Below are 16,206 nucleotides of genomic sequence, written 5' to 3'. Positions count from 1 at the left end.
TGACAAACGTGAAGAATAATAAATTCCACTGGAGCAACAATAACACCTAAGAGCAAGCGGCACTGGAGGGATTACTTTGGATCAAGCAATGAAAAATGAAAATATCAGAGTTAAGCTAAAAGGGAAAGAAGTGCCGAAAGAAAAGAAACTGGGATTGGGGCTCTTAATTGCACTAGGGGTAGGCTCTATGATAGGCGGCGGTGTATTTAATAGTCCTACTGACTTGATTACGGTCGCAAATCCACAGGCTATTTTGCTTTCCTGGGGCATCGGCGGAATTGGTGTATTGGCTCTCGCGTTAATTTTTCAACTGCTTGCAAATAGAAGGCCAGAGCTTGAGGGCGGAATCTACTCCCATGCAAGAGCAGGCTATGGAGATTTTATGGGGTTTATTTCTGCCTGGGGCTATTGGACAAGTGGGGTTCTAGGAAATGTTGCTTTTTTCACCCTGATCATTAAGACATTGAACAGCTTATTCGGCCCTCAGTACCAGCTTCGTCCATTTGTTGCCTTTATTATTGCCTCAATCATTCTATGGATGGTTGTCTTTATCCAGACAAGAGGAACGAAGAATGTTGGTGTCATAAATGCTATTGTTACAGTAGCTAAGCTTATCCCGCTTACCCTTGTCGTTTTATTAGGCTTCTTTATCTTTAAATCTGAATTATTTGCAGTCGAACACTGGAAGACTACATTGGCAAGTGTACCAGAACCGGGAGGAGCAGCTACCACATTGGGCTCACAAATAAATGGAGCAATGGGCGTCATTCTCTGGTGTTTCATTGGCGTGGAGGCTTCAACGGTTTTAGCTGAAAAAGCAGTATCCCAAAGAATCGTCGGAAAGGCAACTGTGATTAGCCTTTTATTTACATTGGGCGTTTATATTGCAATCTCCGCAGTAGCAATGGGGGCTATTCCTGCCGAACAACTCGCTCAATCAGGGACACCCCTGGCAACCGTATTAGGCAGTACAGTAATCGGAGATGCCGGTGCCGTTATCGTAAAAACAGGTATCCTTATTTCAGTATTAGGCGCATTGATCAGTTGGGTACTGATTGCATCACAGCTTCCCTATATCGCTGCAAAGGAAGGTGTGATGCCTAAAATGTTTGTAAAAACAAATAAGCTCGGTGCCCCGGTAAGTGCACTTTTTCTTACCAATGGCATTGCTCAAGTATTTCTGCTTGTCCTATTATCATTCAAGCTGCAATACATCTATAATATGGTCCTCCTATTAGCCACTACCTGTATTCTGGTGCCCTACTTACTCTCAGCACTCTATTCGGTGAAGGTTTGCAGACAGGATCAATTAAACGCTAAAAGCCTGATAATTTCAATAGTCGGAGTTGTCTACTCTATTTATGTCATCCTGGCTGTAGGAATCGTCTACCTCGCTGCATCATTTGTTATTTATGCGCTTGGCATGCTTGCATTCGTAAAAGCAAAGAAGGAGCAAAAGCAAAAAATCACAAAAACAGAATGGACTGGAATAACCATTGTCTCAGCACTTGGTATCGTCATGACCATTCTATTATCCACTGGAGCTATTGCTATATAAGGTGTCAGGCACTACAAAAAGACAAATGTCGTGCATTTGTCTTTTTGCGGTGCCTGACACCAATTGTTTCACATGAAACATTCTTCTAGTAAATATGGATATTTCCTGAACAAGATGAATTAATTGTGATTAATTTCACAATGATAGATAAAAAAATAATTTCCCTTTGAATTTAATAGACAAATTCTATTAAATTGCTTCATTTTTAAATTCCTGCGATACTGGTGCTTCTTTTGCAGGATTGCGTTTACCGCGAATAAAAACAGTAAGGACGAGAGAGAATCCAATAAAAGCAATTAGTGAATTCATAAGAAAAATACCGCCAATATTGACCTTTGAGATAGCTGCTGCAGCTAATGGAATGGTAAAAACCGCAATTCCTTCTGCAATTGTATAAAGGCTCGTAATAAGACCCTTTCCTCTTTTTGATTTCTCAACCAATAATGTCAAACCTAGCTGAATAAGTCCACCTGCAGAGAAATACCCTAAAAAGATTGCTCCAACCACACCTACTATAGGAGTTGGAAATGCCCATAAAATGAATGAAATAACGGAAGCCATAAAGGTATACGTCATAAGAAAATATGGTGATTTAACTCCCTTATTTCCTAATGTAAAGGTAATTAGTACACAAACAAGAGCAGCAATACTTCCATAGCTTACTAACATCCTTGCGGCTCCATCGTTCATATGAACAACTTCGGATCCATACTTTGCAATCCACTGGGAAAGGATATAAAGCAAGCTTTGTGCAACAAAACCAAATATGATTAAGCAGATTTCATCAATACTAAAATGAAAACTTCCCTTTGGATCCTTTACTTCTACTTTACCAGTTTCTGAAGGGACAATTGTTGTAGAAGGAAATTCTCTTGTTGAAATAAAGATTAAATTAATTGATAGGATTACGATAAGAAGGATAAAGCTCCAACCATACCATAATTGTTGGTTAATGAGAAATCCCACAATTAATGGCAGTAAGAACTGAGCAGACTGGACAAATGCTTTTACAATTATATTTGCTGGGCCGGACTTTTTAGGAAAAGCCTCCATGAGGGCAGGATATGTTCCTGTATCTAGAAACGAGTTTGCAAAGCCAGCAATGATACCAAAGAAATAGGCTATTGTTGTTGTTGGACTCCATAATATTCCGACAAAGAATAATAAGTAAAACAGCATACCCAGCATAACTGAAGGTTTCCTGCCAAATTTATCTGAGATTTTCCCTGAGAAAAAAACCGCCAAAATTTTACCGATTCCAAAGGATGACACTACAACTGCCACTCCCGCAGCATCTGTACCCCATTTCAAAGATAGAACATCCATGTTAAGAGCAATAATGATTAATCCCATTCCGTGAACAAAGTAGTTAAAATAAAGGCCTATTGATGTGGATAAGTATTTATTCTTCATATTCGACCCTCCTGAATGTGATTCCATTCACAATTTATAATAAAAAAACTGTTCAAATCTTCTATAAATACAATCATAATATATACTAATTAAAAAAGTAGAGTATGGTTATGAACATTTTCCAAATTCTCTTATTAATAGTCTAGGATTCTACTACACGAAAATGTATCTGTGAGAAGGTCATTTTCCCACAGATACTTTTTTTATCATAAACAATGTTGGTATTAGCTATATTAAACTGCCTGCTTCTCTAAATTAGTTCCGCTTGTCACGCTTTCCTTTTTAGAAAACTGTTTGTTTACATATAATGCAAGAAGTACTCCAACTACAGTAATTCCCACGTTGAATAATAAAACGTATTTTGGACCCTCGACACCGCCAGCCTTTGTTATCATTCCGGCAATATTTAAAATCACATAGTTTGCAATACTTGAAGCGATCATAACAATTGATGTAATTTTCCCTTTGTTTGTCGGGAACATTTCATTTGCTGTTGCTACCGCTAACTGAAGAACACCGCCCGCTGCTGCATAACCAAGAACGAAGCCACCGATTAATACAATTGCTGGTGATTGTACTAGGTAGATAACTAGAAGCATGGTTGCTGAAATAGCTGGGTAAATCCAAAGAACTTGAGTTGCTTTTAATACCTTTTTATTAATTAGTACAGCTGTTAAAAGAATCGCACACATTGTTCCGAAGGCGTAGAAGGATTGAATTTTAGTAGGGTCAGCAAGTCCGTATAATTTCCCTAATTCTTGATTACAGTTTAACCATAATTGGAAGGTTGCTGTACAGGTGAATCCAATTGAAATAACAGCCCAAGCAGTTGAAGAAAACTTCATCTTTTCTTTCTTAACCACTCCATCTTTTGACGGCTTAACATTTGCATTCATTGGTGGGAATGGCATAAAGGCAATTAATAGTCCATCAATTAATAATAGTGCACCTGTTACAAAGAAAAGCACTTTAAATGACATATTGCTTGCAGCTACAAACCCTATCATGAAGGGAAGCAATAATTGACCAATTGAAATGGAAAACTTAGTAAATGTATTTGCTACGGTACCGTTTTTACCAAAAATCTCTAAAATGGATGGTGTTACACAAGTATCTAAAAAGGAGTTCGCAATACCGCCTGCTAATGCAAACGCATAAGCAACATACATATTAGGAGCAAAGACAATTCCTACGAAATAAAGCGTATAGAAACCGATACCGATTAATCCAGAAGCTCTCCGGCCAAATTTATCTGAAAAGGGTCCAGAGATTGGCAGTGAAATTAAACGTCCTAAACCTAATGCTGCAATAACGGCCAGCACCATACTAACATCAAAGGTTCCATCAGGTAACGTATCAGCACCCCATGCATCTGCAAAATTCTGCTTGTACTGACCAATAATTGAAACTCCGATTCCGTGAATAAAATAAGTAAAGTATAATGCCAAAGCAGTAGGAATATATTTTTTTGTATTCATTCCTAAATTCTCCTCTCATTACTCATACAAGAATATAAATTGATCATATCTATTGAACTACCATTACACAGGTTAAAACTTCTGTGTATCAGTAATGGGAAGGAATGTAAGAAACTCTCCCCAATACTTCACTTTATCCTTTGATTTAAATTTCTAAAATGCATTAAGAAAAATAGGCTGCTTTTACTTCTTCAACAGGCATTTCCAAACCAGTATGTAGCTTAAAGGCTTCTGCCCCCTGCCATAACAGCATTCCTAAACCGCTTATCGTTTTACATCCAGCCGCCTCAGCATCTTCTAGCAGCCTTGTTTTCTTTGGATTGTATATGACGTCTGCCACAACTAGATCACTTTTGAAAACGCTTGGATCCTTGATGATAGATTTACCGTAATCAGGGCTCATCCCAACAAGCGTGCCATTGACTAATATATTGCTATCGGCAATTTCTTCATAGAGCTTTGCAGTGTCCGCTAAATCGTATAGATTGACCACACAACCTGGAACTTCCTTTTTAATATTTTCAACTGTTTGCTGTGCTTTTTCGTAGAAAGCATCCATAATATTAAAAATAGAAATCTCTCTTGCTCCATCCAATGCAGATTGCACCTGGATCGCCGTTGCTGCACCTCCAGCACCCATGATTGTCAATTTCTTACCTTTTACATCAACATCATGTTCCTTTAAGTTTTGAACAAACCCTTGTCCATCTGTGATATGTCCGGTCAACCTTCCGTCCTCGTTCACAATCGTGTTAACAGCCCCTATAATGCGTGCTGCAGGAGAAAGCTCATCCATATATTTAACAACCTCAGACTTGCAAGGCATTGTTACATTGGATCCTCTAACATGAAAGGTTTTGATCGCCTGGATTGCATCAGCTACCTTTTCAACTGGAATGTCAAAGGCCATATAGGTATAATCCAATCCGAGCTTTTGAAAGCTATAATTGTACATCTGTGGTGATTTCGAGTGGCCTACCGGTGTACCAATTAAGGTCAGTAATTTAGTTTTCCCTGTTATTTCCTGCTGTTTTACAACTTCTTTTGACATTGGACTTACCATACTAATCACCTCACTAACGTAATAAATAAATTCGGTAGTCTTCCATTTAACTTGGAGCATCGACATGAAACAGCAACAGCCTGTATAATGCTATGCCGTTTCATATCAATAACAATCTTAAGCCCAAACTAACTCTTCTTTTGCTTCCTGTGCTTCTTTTGTTGCTTCCATTGCTTCTAGTTTCATGATGGCGTTAAATGCTTCTCGTGTTGCATCAAGCGCCCTTCTTGCTCTAGCAGCATCACCGATTACATAGGTTTCGGTAACAATTTCTTTGATTTCTTTACTTAATGGGTCATGATTACGTGCTCCCATTGCAAGAACAACGGTATCGAAGCCATCAATTCTATTTAGAGTGCCATCCTCCAATGAATAAGAAACGCCGTCCTCAAAGAACTCAGCCACCTTTGCACCAGTAACCGTTTTAATCTTGTAGTCGTTAAAATCACGCATTAAGAATTTACGGTGCTCCGAGATTACGTCCATCCCAACATCTTCACGTAATTCCACGACGGTTACATCATGTCCAAGCTCACCAAGGAATGCTGCTGTTTCACAGCCCACCATTCCGCCACCGACAACTAGTACCTTTTTATCGCAAGTAGATTTTCCATCAAGAACATCTACAGCATGTAAAATACCGGACTCGTTAATTCCTGGGATTGGAAGTACTAACGGCTTAGCACCTGTCGCCACAATCACTGCATTCGGATTTTCCAGCTTTACAAGCTCGGGAGTTACTTCAGCATCCAACCAGATATTTACGCCATACTGCTCACATTTTTGAATATAGCTGCGAACCATATTGGAAAGATCACCCTTACCAGGAGGGTAGGCCGCTAAGCGCATTTGTCCACCTAATGTACTGCCTTTTTCATATAAGGTAACATCATGACCGCGTGATGCAGCTGTCCAAGCAGCAAATAATCCTCCAACACCGCCGCCAATGACCATTACCTTTTTCCTTTCAGATACTGGACGAAGCGCCTCACTTTCACGACCAAGAGCAGGGTTTACAAGACATGTAATTGGTTCTCCTTTATACATGTTGTGAACACAGCCTTGTAAGCAGGCAATACATGGAACGATTTCTTCAAGTCTACCTGCTGCCACCTTATTCGGCGTCTGTGGGTCTGCTAAACTTTGGCGTCCAAATGCCACCAAATCAGCACGTCCTTCACGAATCATCAGTTCAGCAAAATGAGGCTCTGTAAAACGACCTACCGTAATAACCGGGATTGAAACGGCTCTTTTGATTTCAGTTACAACATCTGCGCTAAATCCTGCATGAAGAACTGTAGGGGCCCACATAAATTCATCACGAATGTGTACGCTGCGGGAGACATGCAATCCATCAACCCCGCAGTCTTCTAAATAAGCAGCGATCGCAGCACTGTCATGTACGTCGATACCGCCATCAACACCGTCTGTCCCGTTAATCCGGCAGATGATTGCTAAAGAGAAGCCTACTTTTTTACGAATGTTTTCTATCACTAAACGAATTAGACGCATTCTATTTTCAAAGCTGCCGCCAAATTCATCGACACGTTTGTTTGTTCTAGGGGAAAGGAAGCTATTAATTAAATATCCATGTGCACAATGAATTTCTACAGCATCCGCGCCTGCCTTTTTCGCACGAAGGGCAGCATCCCCATAAAGTTCAATTAACTCATATATCTCCCCATTTGAGATGGAGATAGGGGTTGGACGGCCTTGTGCAGCAGGGATGGCAGATGCCGCTCTTAACGGATAACCAGAAACCTTTGAATTCCCCTCAGGTCCTGCATGCTGCAGCTGTACGGAAACCTTTGCACCGCCTTCATGACAGGCATCTACTACCTTTTTAAGTGCATCGATTTGAAAATCACTGAAAAGACAGGATTTACGTGCACCGCCCTTTGCTCTTGGGTCGACAACGGTTGCTTCAAGTGTGATTAATCCAAAGCCGCCAAGTGCACGTTCACGATAATAGGCAAGGGAAGTTTCGCTTAATGTGCCGTCAGCGTTAGCAAAGTTATTACACATAGGTGAAACCATAAACCGGTTAGAGACTGTCATTGGTCCAATTTGTATAGGTGAAAACATTGATGTAAACTTCAAATTATTTCATCCCTTTCTTAACATTAAATAGAATTCAGTATGCCGTGTTCCTTGCTTTATAAGCTTGAGGCCCAGCATTTTTATATGTAAACTTTTTGTGAACAAATTCACTTATCAAACGAGAGTTAATTCCTTTGGAGATACTTCAGGCCATGCCTGATCTAATACATTCTTTGCTGCCTTGAAGGCTTTATTGGCTGCAGTTGGAATGCCTCTTTCAACCAGTTCAAAAGAAATTGTCTCAACACCAATTACTCTTGGATTTACACCATGCTCTTTTAATGCCTTGATAAAGCCCACTGTGTCACCAAAGCCTTCCCCAGGCAGCAGACGATGACCCATTGATTCATCTCTTAAGATCTCTTCAGGGAAACGATTTTCTTTCACATCGCATATCTGAATGGAAACAATTTTCTCAGCAGGAACGCCGATCAAATTCTCAGCTGTTTGATTGGCTCTTGCCCAATGCCATGTATCACAAATTAACATTGCATTATCACGATTCACTGCATTTACAATTCGCCATGCTGATGCCAAATCAGGTACACCGCTGTATGGCATAAACTCAAGACCAATAATCAAATCCCCTGCGCGGTCACATAATTCATTATAGGCCGCAATAATTTGTTCCTCTGGGACTTTTTCTAATAAACCACAGTTAATATGCTGGACATCAAACAGCTTTGCCATGTGGTAGATTGTTTGTTCCTTTTCCTGCTGTGCTTCTGTACGATCCTCTGCTCTCGCCCATTGAGTGATATACTCAACCTCTGTTACTTTCATTCCATTTTCATCTAGAATACGAAGCATATCTTCATCTGTTAAACCTGCATTTTTAGCATCTACATAGTTTTCTGCGCGTAGGCCAATTCCATGAAACCCAGCCTCTGCTGCAAAGCGAACACGGTCAGGAAAGGACACCTCTGTTCCTAACGTATAGGAAGAAATCGTAATAGGGCATGATTTTAATTCATTTGTGTTTGTCATGAAAATGACTCCTCTCGTAATAAGAACAATTCTTGATTGAGAAACTATTCACAAACTTTTTCAAAAAAAATCATGGTTGGCCATTCCATGTTCGGTAACTGTCTATCAAATTCCACCTCTATTTATATTACTTTCAGATGGAGCTTTGTTTCACTCTACCGTTGATACTTGCTGATCAAGATCATTTGATTTATGACTTTATTATAGTTTGGCAGTTTCCTAAAAACCAATTAATCTTTCACCGAGAATTCATAAGTTTTGCTTATTAATCATGCTATAATCATTTCGAAGTGAGGATTTTCGCGGGAGGAGCAGGAAGGTGAATCTACATCATATCCGTTATTTCATAAAACTGGCACAATTAGAGCATTATACAAAGGCTGCTGAGGCTTTAATGATTACCCAGCCGACACTAAGTCAAGCCATCGCTTCATTGGAGGAACAATTAGGCGTTCGTTTGTTTGAAAAAGAAGGCAGAAATATCGTTTTGACGAAGTACGGAAAGGTCTTTCTAGAATACATGCAATCTGCTATTGAAGTTTTTGATAACGGGGTAAAGGTGTTACAAAAAACGGGTGTAGGTGAGGGTAGGATTGATCTTGGATTCCTGCAAACACTTGGGTTAGACCTGGTTCCTGAGCTTACACAAGCCTTCCTAGCAAAGCATCCCGAGAAAGATATTAAATTCCGCTTCTATACCGGTGTAACAACAGAAATCATTCAAGCTTTAAAGGATAAAAAGTATGATATTGGTCTATGCTCCAAATTGGAAAAAGAACCTGAGCTGGAGTTTTTCCCGATTGCCCGGCAGGAGCTGGTTGTGATTGTCCCGAAAAACCACCCGCTTGCCGAGAAGGACACAATTGATTTAAGAGAGACAATTCCGTATCCGCAGATTGCCTTTTCTAAGAGCAGCGGACTACGTCCAATTGTAGACGGGCTTTTTGAAAAAATAGGGGCGTCCTACAAAATCGCGTATGAAGTAGAGGTTGATCAGGTTATAGCAGGATTAGTGGCGAAAAACTTTGGAATTGCTGTCATTCCTAATATGCCTATCCTCAATTACATTGATGTGAAACCGCTCACTATTACGTACCCTAGCTTTGAGAGAATGTTCTATCTAGCCGTCCTGAAAAATAAATACTTAGCACCTGTTGTAAAGGAATTTAAAGACTTCGTGATTGAACACGCAAAAATATAAGGTGTCAGGCACCACATATGGACAAAAACAACATTTTGTCTTTTTGTGGTGCCTGACACCTTATTTTGATTCCTGCTCTGCAAAATCAGCTTCAATTCTGCTTAGGAATTCTTCGGCAGCACTGTAGCCCTGCTGTCTCAAATACCAGTTATTTGCTGCTGCTTCTATCAATCCGGCAACATCTCGTCCTGGCTGAAGCTGGATTTCTATTGATGGAATCTTCACTCCCATATACTCTGTAAATTGGGTCTCCTGCTCCAATTCATTATTTAAAGCATCCTTTTCCCATTTTGTTAGCAGAATATCAAGCGCAATCCGCGTTTCCTCCTGGAAAGCCTTACGTCCGTACATTCGGACTACATTCAACAGACCGATGCTCCGCAATGCCAAAAATTCCTTTGTCTTCTTGTCATGGGTACCTAAAATCGTTTGCGGACTAAGCTTTTTCAGTACAACAATATCATCAGCGACTAGGCGGTGCCCCCTGCCAATTAACGTATGTGCTGTTTCACTTTTCCCAACCCCGGAATTCCCGCGAAGTAAAATCCCCATACCTGATACATTCAAACAAACCCCATGAATAGCAATCTCCGGTGCTAATTCCTTTACTAAATAGGCGTCCAATTTAGTGATAAACTCTGAAGTTGTTTCAACATTTCTAGTTACTAGCAGCGGAATCTTTTCCTCAATGCAGTGATGGCGTAAATAAGTTAAGCCTTCCTCACCTGCGGTTACGATAAAACACGGCGGATGATAGTGAACAATATTTCCAATGCGGATTCTTCGTTCCTCATGACTTAGCTTATGTAAATAGTTAATTTCTTTTTTTCCTAAAATTTGTACTCGCTCAGTTGGGAAAAAATCAAAATGGCCAACAAACTCCAAACCCGGTCGGTGGACCCTTGATTGCGTTATGGTTTTTTGCAGCTGATCCTCGCCAGCCAATACCTTCAACGAAAACCGATTAACCAAGTTTTCAACTGTAATTGTTTTCACTTTCCCCTTCACCGTCCTATATGGCTTATAAGTTTGAATTATACTGAAAAATGATGAAAACGTCACCTTTTTTATTATTTTCAGAACATTATTAAACCCCAATATTCCTATTCACGTTCATATTTGAAAAATAAGAATGATATTCCCAAACTTGGAAATACTAAATTGTTGATAGACATTTATATTACACTGCACTCAGGAAATATTCCTCAGCCAGGTAGAAAATATAGACGATTTCCGAAGGAGCATATAAAAATGAAAAGGATAACTATATTAGTGCCAGCCTACAATGAAGAAGCTGTGCTGCACAAATTATATGACCGGTTAAAGGAAGTAATTAAAAGTATACCAGCATATCAATTTGAAATCCTATTTATTAATGATGGCAGTAAAGATAATACGTTATCCATTATTAAAAAAATGAGAGAGCGGGATAAAAGAATCTCCTACGTTAATCTTTCACGGAATTTCGGAAAAGAAATCGCCATGCTTGCAGGTATAGACCATGCAAAGGGAGATGGTGTCATCATTATTGATGCAGACCTGCAGGATCCGCCTGAATTAATTCCGGAAATGATTAAATACTGGGAAATGGGCTATGATGATGTATACGCAAAAAGAAGATCCAGATCAGGTGAAACTTGGTTTAAAAAATGGTCTTCTGCGACATTCTATAAGACGCTGCAAAAAATGAGCCGCATCCCAATACAAGAGAATACAGGTGACTTCCGCCTGCTGGATCGCCGTTGTATTGAAGCACTGAAGCAAATCAGGGAAGCACAAAGATATACAAAGGGAATGTTCAGCTGGATTGGCTATAACAAAAAGGAAATATTATTTGACCGTGACCCTAGGGCAGCAGGGGAAACAAAATGGAACTACTCCAAGTTAGTTGACTTAGCCATCGAAGGCGTGACATCATTTACAACAGCTCCATTAAGGTTATCAGCCTTTTGCGGATTTTTCATTTCCATATGTTCCTTTTTCTATATCATCTGGATTATCGCCAAAACATTGCTTTACGGTGAACCTGTTGCGGGATATCCATCACTAATGACAGTTATCCTATTTTTAGGAGGGATTCAACTGATCTCATTAGGCATCATCGGCGAGTATCTTGGACGGATTTTTAACGAAACGAAAAACCGCCCGCTTTACTTTGTAGAAGAGTATAATAATGAAAAAGTATTAAATCAGGGTAAGCAGGTTCAAGTAGTGAACAGATTTACAAGACATTTGAATAGAGGAAGAGCATGAACAAACGAAAGGAAATCATCAACTATCTTATCTTCGGCGTTCTGACGACAGCCGTAAATATTATTAGTTTTTGGATACAGGACCACTATTTTGATATGGATTATAGAGTGGCAACCACTACTGCATGGGTCCTATCCGTACTTTTTGCTTTTGTGACCAATAAGCTCTATGTGTTCAACAGCAAACAGTCAGATTTCCACTCCGTGATAAAGGAGTTTATGTCCTTTCTATTTTTTCGTCTGCTTTCCTATTTGCTAGACCTTTTTACGATGATTATTCTCGTAGAAATCTTCCTGGCTGACAGCCTATTTGCAAAAATTATCGCGAATGTTCTCGTTGTCATTTTCAATTACTTCGCCAGCAAATTTATCATCTTTAAACCTTCAAAGGGAGTAATGGAAAAATAAATACCATCACGATCGGTGTCAGGCACCACAAAAGGACAGAATACTCGATTCTGTCTTTTTGTGGTGCCTGACACCTTTATATGGATAACGGCTTATACAATTGGAGCTGGGATTGAATAATTTATACTATATCAATGATAGAAGGGAGGACATGGTTTTGTCGCAAGGAAGACAAAGGGATTTTGGCTTTTGTGTATTCCCCGGCTATAATTGGTGCGGACCTGGCTGCAATGGACCTGGTGCCCCAATTAATGACCTTGATGCATTATGTAAAGAACATGATAAATGTTACAGAAGTCATCGCAGCCGCTGTGAATGTGATCAAGAGTTTCTTCGCCGTCTCCGCTCCAAAGTAAATCCCCATACGAAAAAGGGAAGACAAGCTCAATTAATCTATGACTATATGAAACTTCAAACCTTTTTTACCTGCAGCTTCTATAGAAGGTAACCTCTCAAACATCAAAAACCGTACCACTTATTGCCGGCTATTTTTACTATGGTACGGTTCTGTTCCCAGATGTTTTTTACATATAAGCAAACCAGCAGACCTAAATGACTTCACTTAGGCCTACTGGTTTGCTCTACTTTTTCTTATTTTTAACTAGATCATCAAGAACCTCTCGTGATGCCCTTTCACCCGTTTCGACAGCTCCATTTAAATAGCCTTGATAATCAATTGATGTATGCTCACCCGCAAAGAATATATTGCCTTCTCTTTCGCCCGCTATTCCTGCAAATGACGTATACTGTCCAACCCGCCAATACGAATAGGACCCTTTTGACCATGGGTTACTGAGCCAATGATCGAGCGTGGACAATCCATTCCAGCTCTTAGTACTTCCTGGCAGCACAGGCTCCAGCTTGTCCAAAACGCCCTTTGTGATTTTCTTAAGCTCCTTTTCTGTTGATGGATTCAATCGAGCGGCTGTTTCAGCACCTGTATAATCCACAAGAATTCCCGATTTACCTTTTTGAGCACGAGAGGACTCAAAGGTATTCTGATATCCCGTATCCGAAAATGTTTCTCCATTGTTTCCAAGCTTTCGCCAGAATCGATTGCTAAATTGTACATGCAGCTTTGTATTCATGCCCATTCCAATCTCTTCAATAGCCATTTTTTTCAATTTACGAAACTGAGCATTCTTGTAATCTATCATTCTTAAAATACTGAATGGTATCGTCAAAATGACTTTATCAGCAATAACTTCCCATTCCTTTTGTTCACTTCGAAAAACGAGCTTAATTTCATCTTGTTTATTTTGTTCAATTCTAATTAATTCAGAATTTAATTTAATTTGTCCCTTTAGCTTTTCGGCTAATAGTGTAGTGAGCTGGTCATTCCCGCCTTTTATATGAAATCTTTCGTCAGACCCTCCAAAAAGCTGCAGGGGGCCTTGTTGAGCATATCCTAATAAATAGAGCAGATTTAAAGCACTCTGATCGTCAGCATCCGCACCGTATTCAATGGTGTAAGCGACAGCTAATAGCTGACCAAACTTTGAATCGATGCCGCCCGGAACTATTTCATTGATATAATCAATAATGGACATATGGTCAAGTTCAAAGCCTCGCTCTGTAAAATGATTATAGAGTGTTGTTTCCCCTACCTCTGCTAGATCCTGCTGCAGCTGCGGGTAGATCTCTAGAAAATCTTTCGTTGCGTCCTCCATGCTATACGGGAATTCATCGAAAAAGTAAAAAGGCTCTGTCCCCATTGTTTCATCCTCAATTAAATCATCTAAAACCAGCCCCAGCTCCCCGGCAAGTTTTCGAATCTCCATATGACCTGAATCTATTAATTCTCCTCCACGCTCGACAGCTTGGCCTTCCTTGAAGGCACCCCTTCTCGTCCAGCAGCGACCCCCAACTCGATCTGCTGCCTCATACACATCAGCTGCAATTCCTGCCTGCTTTAATCGATATGCACTGGCGAGACCGGCCAAGCCCGCTCCCACAACAACAATCCTTGGCTGATTTTTCACGTTAAGGTTTGAGGAACTTTTATCTTTCCCCCTTTTTTTTTCTCTGCCATTGTCTCGAGACTGGCTAACTTGTCCACTCGTATTTTGCCGCTCCATCTCTATATGCGCAGCTACATATGCCTTTTGCAGCATACTTGCCAATGGTGTACGTGCCAAAGAACCATCTCCAATTTTTAAAAATGATGTTTATCTTATTAGCACAATATGCAGGCATTTTTTAATTGCTATAGGTCATTCATTTGATTATAGGGAAATAATTTTTGGTATTGATAAATAGGGGGAGGGTGGCATTGATTAACATAATGTTCACGCACGGCAGCCGTTTGAATCGTTATACTTAAATAGAACAGACATAGAGGATTAAACAAGAAAGGATGGTGGACCATGATCTATAAATCTCGTACTGAAGCCATTGAATTACTCATTTTAAAATCACTAAACAATCGAATGGATCTATCCGAAAAGGAAAAGCAGCACTATGTTAGCCTGAAAAAGGGGTATGAAGGGGAATTGCTGTTTGATACATTAACGGAAAAGCTGCAGTGTGACTGCTTGATATTGAATGATTTACTGCTCAAGAATAATAGCACGCTGTTTCAAATCGATTCACTCATCATCACGTCAGATACAATTTTTCTCTATGAGGTAAAAAACTACGAGGGTGATTATTTTTACGAGTCTGATACGTTATATATAAAGCCAAAAACAGAAGTTAGTAATCCATTAACCCAATTAAGCAGATGCGAATCATTACTACGACAGCTCCTCCTCAATCAAGGATTTACCCTCCCAATTGACGCATCAGTTATATTTATCAATCCTGAATTTACTTTATACCAAGCACCTCTCAATAAACCGATTATTCTCCCAACACAGGTAAACCGTCATATGAACAAACTCAATCTGCACCCTTCAAGGATAACCAGCAAGCATAAAATGTTAGCTGATAAATTAGTTAACCTTCACATTCCCGTTTCTCCATATAATACGCTGCCGCTCTTTGATTATTGCCAGCTGCGAAAAGGAATTTTTTGCGAGATTTGCAACTCCTTTTCAATATCCGTGGAGGGACAAAAGTGTGTTTGCAAGGAATGTTGGCATGAAGAACTTGTTGCTAATGCTGTGATGCGGAATGTGTGAGAGTTTAGGTTACTTTTTCCGGAGCGAAGGATTACGACAAATATAGTGCATGAATGGTGTCAGGTAATTGATTCCAAAAAGAGGATAAAAAGAATCTTGGAAAGGCATTTTAAAATTGTAGGAGTTCGTCAATGGGCTTATTACGTATAAAAATCGGTTAATGACCCTTTATTTGGAATACCTTTTGAATAATAAACTTATTAAAGGCACATTTATTGCGGATTTCACTTGATTTGTCCTTCATAAATTTTATGAAGGACCTTTTTCAATCTCTCTCCTTTCCTTTTGTCCTTCATTACCTTTGTGAAGGACATTTTTCAATCTCTCTTCTTGCCTTTTGTCCTTCATTACCTTTATGAAGGACTTTTTTCAATCTCTCTCCTTGCCTTTTGTCCTTCATTACCTTTATGAAGGACATTTTTCAATCTCTCTTCTTGCCTTTTGTCCTTCATTACCTTTGTGAAGGACATTTTTCAATCTCTCTTCTTGCCTTTTGTCCTTCATTACCTTTATGAAGGACTTTTTTCAATCTCTCTCCTTGCCTTTTGTCCTTCATTACCTTTATGAAGGACTTTTTTCAATCTCTCTCCTTGCCTTTTGTCCTTCATTACCTTTATGAAGGAC

General features: G+C 39.6%; 12 protein-coding genes and 1 pseudogene. 6 read left to right on the top strand and 7 right to left on the bottom strand.

Annotation, left to right across the window (positions count from 1 at the left end):
• Positions 1 to 76: 76 nt before the first annotated feature.
• Complete coding sequence (locus tag ACHUFV_RS22410) at positions 77 to 1,558, top strand: basic amino acid/polyamine antiporter (RefSeq protein WP_394238030.1); 1,482 nt, start codon at positions 77 to 79, stop codon at positions 1,556 to 1,558.
• A 189-nt stretch (positions 1,559 to 1,747) separates the two neighbouring features.
• On the opposite strand, the gene ACHUFV_RS22405 is transcribed toward ACHUFV_RS22410, so the two are convergent.
• From ACHUFV_RS22405 to ACHUFV_RS22385, 5 genes and pseudogenes are all read right to left on the bottom strand, one after another.
• Complete coding sequence (locus ACHUFV_RS22405) at positions 1,748 to 2,971, bottom strand: MFS transporter (protein WP_394238028.1); 1,224 nt, start codon at positions 2,969 to 2,971, stop codon at positions 1,748 to 1,750.
• Between the two features lie 233 nt (positions 2,972 to 3,204).
• On the bottom strand, positions 3,205 to 4,449 hold the full coding sequence (locus ACHUFV_RS22400; RefSeq protein ID WP_394238026.1) for an MFS transporter: 1,245 nt from the start codon (positions 4,447 to 4,449) through the stop codon (positions 3,205 to 3,207).
• 163 nt (positions 4,450 to 4,612) lie between these two features.
• Positions 4,613 to 5,512 carry a shikimate dehydrogenase gene (gene aroE / locus ACHUFV_RS22395; RefSeq protein WP_394238025.1) on the bottom strand — a complete coding sequence of 300 codons (900 nt, stop codon included), beginning with the start codon at positions 5,510 to 5,512 and terminating at the stop codon, positions 4,613 to 4,615.
• A gap of 177 nt (positions 5,513 to 5,689) precedes the next feature.
• Positions 5,690 to 7,612 (bottom strand): annotated as a pseudogene (locus ACHUFV_RS22390) (FAD-dependent oxidoreductase); the annotation flags it as partial.
• Positions 7,613 to 7,726: 114 nt separating this feature from the next.
• Complete coding sequence (locus tag ACHUFV_RS22385; RefSeq protein ID WP_394238023.1) at positions 7,727 to 8,599, bottom strand: sugar phosphate isomerase/epimerase family protein; 873 nt, start codon at positions 8,597 to 8,599, stop codon at positions 7,727 to 7,729.
• A 319-nt stretch (positions 8,600 to 8,918) separates the two neighbouring features.
• Here ACHUFV_RS22385 and ACHUFV_RS22380 point away from each other — a divergent pair, with 319 nt between their 5' ends.
• Complete coding sequence (locus ACHUFV_RS22380) at positions 8,919 to 9,800, top strand: LysR family transcriptional regulator (protein WP_394238021.1); 882 nt, start codon at positions 8,919 to 8,921, stop codon at positions 9,798 to 9,800.
• Between the two features lie 60 nt (positions 9,801 to 9,860).
• On the opposite strand, the gene hprK is transcribed toward ACHUFV_RS22380, so the two are convergent.
• On the bottom strand, positions 9,861 to 10,796 hold the full coding sequence (gene hprK / locus ACHUFV_RS22375) for an HPr(Ser) kinase/phosphatase (RefSeq protein WP_394238019.1): 936 nt from the start codon (positions 10,794 to 10,796) through the stop codon (positions 9,861 to 9,863).
• 255 nt (positions 10,797 to 11,051) lie between these two features.
• Here hprK and ACHUFV_RS22370 point away from each other — a divergent pair, with 255 nt between their 5' ends.
• The 3 genes from ACHUFV_RS22370 to ACHUFV_RS22360 all read left to right on the top strand — a co-directional run bounded on the left by ACHUFV_RS22370 (position 11,052) and on the right by ACHUFV_RS22360 (position 12,908).
• The gene (locus ACHUFV_RS22370) at positions 11,052 to 12,053 is read left to right on the top strand and encodes a glycosyltransferase family 2 protein (protein ID WP_394238017.1); all 1,002 of its coding nucleotides are present in this window, start codon (positions 11,052 to 11,054) and stop codon (positions 12,051 to 12,053) included.
• Entirely contained in the window at positions 12,050 to 12,460 is a 411-nt protein-coding gene (locus ACHUFV_RS22365) for a GtrA family protein (protein WP_394238015.1), read from the top strand. The genes ACHUFV_RS22370 and ACHUFV_RS22365 overlap by 4 nt, the downstream gene beginning before the upstream one ends.
• Positions 12,461 to 12,617: 157 nt before the next feature.
• Positions 12,618 to 12,908: a phospholipase gene (locus ACHUFV_RS22360; protein WP_394238013.1), complete on the top strand. Its 291-nt coding sequence runs from the start codon at positions 12,618 to 12,620 to the stop codon at positions 12,906 to 12,908.
• A 133-nt stretch (positions 12,909 to 13,041) separates the two neighbouring features.
• On the opposite strand, the gene ACHUFV_RS22355 is transcribed toward ACHUFV_RS22360, so the two are convergent.
• The gene (locus ACHUFV_RS22355; protein ID WP_394238011.1) at positions 13,042 to 14,598 is read right to left on the bottom strand and encodes a flavin monoamine oxidase family protein; all 1,557 of its coding nucleotides are present in this window, start codon (positions 14,596 to 14,598) and stop codon (positions 13,042 to 13,044) included.
• Between the two features lie 228 nt (positions 14,599 to 14,826).
• Here ACHUFV_RS22355 and ACHUFV_RS22350 point away from each other — a divergent pair, with 228 nt between their 5' ends.
• Positions 14,827 to 15,582, top strand: a complete 756-nt coding sequence (locus ACHUFV_RS22350) for a nuclease-related domain-containing protein (RefSeq protein WP_394238009.1) — start codon at positions 14,827 to 14,829, stop codon at positions 15,580 to 15,582.
• The last annotated feature ends 624 nt before the right edge of the window (positions 15,583 to 16,206 follow it).

It is taken from the genome of Niallia oryzisoli (assembly GCF_043641075.1).
Taxonomy (GTDB): domain Bacteria; phylum Bacillota; class Bacilli; order Bacillales; family Cytobacillaceae; genus Bacillus_BD; species Bacillus_BD oryzisoli_A.
Note: the sequence above shows the minus strand (reverse complement) of the source record. Positions and strands in the feature narration are given on the sequence as shown.

Coding starts and splice junctions, on each gene's coding strand:
- ACHUFV_RS22400 (WP_394238026.1), bottom strand. CDS start 4,449: ATGAATACAAAAAAATATATTCCTACTGCTTTGGCATTATACTTTACT.
- aroE (WP_394238025.1), bottom strand. CDS start 5,512: ATGGTAAGTCCAATGTCAAAAGAAGTTGTAAAACAGCAGGAAATAACA.
- ACHUFV_RS22405 (WP_394238028.1), bottom strand. CDS start 2,971: ATGAAGAATAAATACTTATCCACATCAATAGGCCTTTATTTTAACTAC.
- ACHUFV_RS22385 (WP_394238023.1), bottom strand. CDS start 8,599: ATGACAAACACAAATGAATTAAAATCATGCCCTATTACGATTTCTTCC.
- ACHUFV_RS22350 (WP_394238009.1), top strand. CDS start 14,827: ATGATCTATAAATCTCGTACTGAAGCCATTGAATTACTCATTTTAAAA.
- ACHUFV_RS22365 (WP_394238015.1), top strand. CDS start 12,050: ATGAACAAACGAAAGGAAATCATCAACTATCTTATCTTCGGCGTTCTG.
- ACHUFV_RS22370 (WP_394238017.1), top strand. CDS start 11,052: ATGAAAAGGATAACTATATTAGTGCCAGCCTACAATGAAGAAGCTGTG.